The sequence below is a fragment of the Sandarakinorhabdus sp. genome, from assembly GCF_041689835.1.
Classification (GTDB): domain Bacteria; phylum Pseudomonadota; class Alphaproteobacteria; order Sphingomonadales; family Sphingomonadaceae; genus Sandarakinorhabdus.
Genome location: NZ_JBDNFM010000097.1, coordinates 1 through 5000 on the forward strand (window position 1 = coordinate 1; position 5000 = coordinate 5000).

3 protein-coding genes and 2 pseudogenes are annotated in these 5000 nt (G+C 63.4%); all 5 read right to left on the reverse strand.

Going from position 1 to position 5000, the window contains the following annotated elements:
• Window positions 1-1270 (reverse strand): annotated as a pseudogene (locus tag ACESL8_RS04690) (M13 family peptidase); the annotation flags it as partial.
• A gap of 177 nt (window positions 1271-1447) precedes the next feature.
• On the reverse strand, window positions 1448-2551 hold the full coding sequence (locus ACESL8_RS04695) for a site-specific DNA-methyltransferase (protein ID WP_372916472.1): 1104 nt from the start codon (window positions 2549-2551) through the stop codon (window positions 1448-1450).
• Window positions 2552-2809: 258 nt separating this feature from the next.
• Window positions 2810-3373, reverse strand: a complete 564-nt coding sequence (locus ACESL8_RS04700) for a ribonuclease HII (RefSeq protein ID WP_372916474.1) — start codon at window positions 3371-3373, stop codon at window positions 2810-2812.
• A complete protein-coding gene (gene thiD / locus ACESL8_RS04705) occupies window positions 3373-4167 on the reverse strand; it encodes a bifunctional hydroxymethylpyrimidine kinase/phosphomethylpyrimidine kinase (RefSeq protein ID WP_372916470.1) in 795 nt (264 codons plus the stop codon). Before thiD ends, ACESL8_RS04700 begins: the two co-directional genes overlap by 1 nt.
• A pseudogene (locus tag ACESL8_RS04710) lies at window positions 4164-5000 on the reverse strand (phosphoglucosamine mutase); the annotation flags it as partial. The gene thiD and the pseudogene ACESL8_RS04710, both read right to left, overlap by 4 nt.

Sequence of the window (5000 nt, forward strand, 5' to 3'; positions counted from 1 at the left end):
CTGGATAGCCGATCTTGGGCGTGAACGCGGCGAGCTTTTCACGGGCGGCAACCCGCGTTTTCGGGTCCATCCACGCCAGATTGGCCAGGCGGGCATCCATGGCAGCGATGATGTTCTTCACCAGCGTGTCGGCCTTGGCTTTGGCTTCGGGCGGGAAATATTCGGCCACATACAGCTTGCCCAGCGCTTCACCGAGCACCCCCGACGTGATGTCCACACCCCGCTTCCAGCGCGGCGCCTGCTCGGGCTGGCCGCCCAGCGTCTTGCTGTACATGTCGAAATTGGCATCGACGAAGGCCTTTGGCAGAAACGCCGAGGCATCGCGGATGGTGTGAAAGGCCATGTAATCCTTCAGCACGGCCAGATCGGTGGCGGCAATCACCTTGGCAGTGCCTTCAACGGCGCTGGGGTTGGCGATGATCACATCACCACGCACCGGGATGGCGCTGCCGGCGATCAGGCGGCCCCAGTCCAGCCCAGGGAACCGGGTAGGCAAATCGGCGGCGGCCACCGGATTGTAGGTCTTTTCGGCCTGGCGGCGCTCCACCCGGGTCCAGTGCGTTTTCGCGATGGCGGTTTCCAGCGCAAACACCGCTTCGGCACGGGCGGCGGTATTGTCATGGCCGGCGAGGCCCAGCATGGCAGCGATGTACGATTTGTACTTGATGCGGGCGGCGGCAAAGGCGGCGTTCTTGTCGTCCAGATAATAATCACGGTCTGGCAGGCCCAGGCCCGATTGGCCGGCCTGCACGATGAAACGATCCGGGTTCTTGCGATCGGGGCCAACACCCATCGAAATCGGGCCGGGCACGCTCAACTTGATGTTGCGGCCAACGGCTTCGGCATAATCGGCCTTGCTAGCGATGGCGGCAATGGCATCAAGCTGCGGTTTCAGCGGCGCGATGCCCAAGGCCTCGATGGCGGCTTCATCCATGAAACTGGCAAAGAGATCGCCCACCTTCTGCGTTTCGCTGCCTGGAGCGCCGCCGCTGGCAGCGGACTTTTCGATGATGGTGCGCGTGCGTTCCTGGCTCAGATCGCGCAGTTTGGTGAACATGCCGAAATTGGTCTTGTCGGCGGGAATTTCCAGCGCTGCCATGTATTTGCCGGCGGTGTGGCCAACAAAATCATCGCCGGCTTTTACCGTGGTATCCATGCCGGCCACATCAAAACCGAATGTGCCGATCTGCGGCTTGGTATCGGCAGCAAACGCCGGCGGCGAAAGGGCCAGCACGCTGGCGGCCAAAAACAGATTGCGCGTCGTCTGCAATGAAAATTCCTTCGGAATTGCATGTTTGCGAGATAGCGAAGCGCCCTGCCCTTCACAAGCGGCAGCAGCGGCCTGCGACGTCAATCACCACCGTTCACGGCGGGGATGCAGCGCCCCAAACGAGCAACGGCGGCCCGCGGGGGCCGCCGTTGCCGAACAGGAACCGGATGCCTGACGTCAACCGTCCACAGCAGTGGATTGGCGGAACGCCTGACGCCTGGCATCCAGAGGAACCAACCCGCCGTCGTCGTCCTCGACGTGCCAGAAGGTCCAACCATTGCAGCTTGGCAGGCCTTGTGCGGCCGCGCCCATCTTGTGGATGGATCCGGTGCTGCCGGCCATGTCCAGGCTGCCATCAGCTCGTACGCTGGCCCCCACACGCCGGCCCGGACCCCAAAGGCGTGTGCCGGGACGGACAATGCCGCTCTCGACGAGACTGCCAAAGGGGATGCGAGTCTGGCCGCGGTTGCCTTCGCTGATCTTGATGTCGCCGCCCTTGAGGGGCAGCAAATTTGCGATGCGCTCACCCGCAACACGCACATATTTCGCCTCGCGCTCGATGCCGATCCAGCGGCGGCCGAGCAGCTTGGCCACGGCGCCGGTGGTGCCGGTGCCAAAAAACGGATCGAGCACAATGTCGCCCGGCTGGGTGCAGGCAACCAATATGCGATACAGCAGCGCTTCGGGCTTCTGCGTCGGGTGCGCCTTTGACGCGCCGTCCTTCAGCCGTTCGCCGCCGGTGCAGATCGGGATCGTCCAGTCCGACCGCATCTGCAGATCTTCGTTCATCGCCTTCATGGCGTGATAGTTGAAGCAATATCGGCTGCGCTCGCCCTTTGCCGCCCAGATCAGGGTTTCATGGGCATTGGTGAAACGCGTGCCCTTGAAATTGGGCATCGGATTGGCCTTGCGCCAGATAACGTCGTTGAGGATCCAATAGCCTTCGTCCTGCAACGCCGCACCGACGCGGAAGATATTGTGATAGCTGCCGATGGTCCAGATCGCGCCATCGGGCTTGAGCAGGCGGTGCGCTGCCTTCAGCCAGGCACGCGTGAAACGATCATAGGCTTCAAAGCTGGAAAACTTGTCCCAATCGTCGGTGACGGCATCGACGCGGCTGCCATCCGGGCGGGCCAGATCGCCGCCCAGCTGGAGATTATAGGGCGGATCGGCAAAGATCAGATCGACGCTGCCGGCAGGCAGGCTGTTCATGATCTCGATGCAATCGCCCATCAGGATGCGATCGGTTTCCAGGCCAGGCGCACGCGCCTTCCCGGCCATGCCGGTATCGGCCAGCAGCCGTTCTGCATCACGTAAATCAGACGACCGAAATGACTTCATCACACACGCTCCAACACAGAGAAGCCGTGATGAATCAGAGTAGATTCGCGGTCAAGAATCATTTGGATTCAACAAGATTCGCCGGTTTGTCACAATCAGGAATCAAAACGGGAACAAACCCATATCTGGAGTCCCGCCGGCGGCTGCGGACTCAACCCCTAGTGGTGTGACTCAAAAGACTCACCTGAAAATCATTCGTCAAACCCGGCCCAGAACGGCCTTCACCGGCGCAAAACTGGCGCGGTGATGCGGCGTCGCGCCCCGTGTGATCAGTGCCTGCGAATGGGCGGCGGTGCCATAGCCCTGATTGGTCACCCAGCCATAACCGGGGTGAAGCGCATCAAGCCGCGTCATGATCCGGTCGCGCGTCACCTTGGCGATGATCGATGCTGCCGAAATGGCCGGTTCACAGCCATCACCGCCCACGATCGCCGTGGCCGGCCAGTGCCAGCGTGGCAGCCGGTTGCCATCCACCAACACATGCGCCGGCGATACGCTCAAGGCCTCCACCGCGCGTGTCATCGCCAGATATGTCGCAGCCAAGATATTGATCGTGTCGATTTCCGCCACGCTGGCCTCGCCCACGCCAATCAGGCAATCGCTGGCCAGCAGCGCCGCAAACAACGCCTCGCGCCGCTTCGCGCTCAATTTCTTGCTGTCGTCCAACCCGTCAGGCACCGGCCCGCGCAGGATCACCGCTGCCGCCACCACCGGCCCGGCCCACGGCCCGCGCCCGGCTTCGTCAACACCGGCAACAAGCATCATGACAGCGGGAAAAAGCCCAGCGGTCCGTGACCCACATCATGGCGGCTCCCCAACCCCGGCGCGCGTTCCAGCCCCTGCCGCACAAACGCCCGTGCCCGCGCCGCCGCGTCCGGCAAGGCCAGCCCCTGCCCCAGCCCGCACGCCAGCGCCGCCGAAAGCGTGCAGCCGGTGCCGTGGCTGTGGCGCGTGACAATCCTGGTGTCGGCAAACGCCAGATGCCCCTGCCGCGTCACCAGCCAGTCCGTCAGTTGATCACCCTCCAGATGCCCGCCCTTTGCCAACACCGCCTTCGGCCCCGCATTGAGCAATTCCTGCGCCGCCAGCAGCATGTCGGCGGCGTCTTCCACCTCGGTTTCGGTCAGCGCCGCCAATTCCGGCACGTTGGGCGTGATCACGCTGGCCATCGGCAACAGCCGCTGCATCAACGCCCACACCGCTTCCTCCTCGATCAGCGCCGCGCCGCCCTTGGCGATCATCACCGGATCAAGCACGATCGGCACCCGAACCCCTTCCAGCGCATCGGCGACGGCATTGATGATGGCTTCATTGCCCAGCATGCCGATCTTGATGGCATCCACCCCGATATCATCGATGCAGGCGCGAATCTGCGCCGCCACGATCTCCGGCGGCACAGCGTGCACCGCGCTCACGCCCAGCGTGTTCTGCACGGTGATCGCCGTCACGGCAGTCATCGCATAACCGCCCAGGCAGGTGATCGTCTTGATATCGGCCTGAATGCCGGCGCCGCCGCCACTGTCTGATCCGGCGATGGCCAATATGCGGGCGATCATGCTGCTGTAGCCACAGCGGCGCAGATATCGTCCACCACCTGGATAACCAGCGCCTTGTCCTCGCCTTCGGCCATCACGCGGATCAGCGGCTCGGTACCGCTCTTGCGGATCAGCAGCCGGCCGTTGCCTGCCAGCTTCGCCTCCGCTGCGGCAATGGCCGCCTTCACGTGGTCCGCCTCCAGCGGCGCGCCGCCCTTGAAGCGCACATTCTTCAGCAGTTGCGGCAGCGGATCGAACAAATGCAGCACCTCGCTCGCCGGCTTGCCCGTAGCCACCAGCGCCGCCAGCACCTGCAACGCCGCCACCAGCCCATCGCCGGTGGTGGCGTGATCGGCAAGGATGATGTGCCCCGATTGCTCACCGCCGACATTGCAGCCGGCAGTGCGCATCAGTTCCAGCACATGCCGGTCCCCCACATTGGCCCGGTGCAGCGCGATGCCCTTGCCGGCCAGAAACCGCTCCAGCCCCAAGTTTGACATAACGGTCGCCACCAGTGCCCCGCCCTTCAACGTGCCAGCTTCGGCGGCGCGCGACGCGATCAGCGCCATCAACTGGTCACCGTCCACAATCTGGCCGCGCTCATCGACCACGATCAACCGGTCCGCATCACCATCGAGTGCGATACCGATGTCAGCCCCGGTCTCAATCACTTTCAGTTGCAACGCCTTGGGATGCGTCGATCCCACCTGATCGTTCACGTTGAACCCATCGGGCGTCACGCCAATGGCAATCACTTCGGCGCCCAGTTCCCACAAGGCGGCGGGTGCCACCTTGTACGCCGCACCGTGCGCGCAATCGATGACGATCTTGAGCCCATCCAACCGCAATGCTTC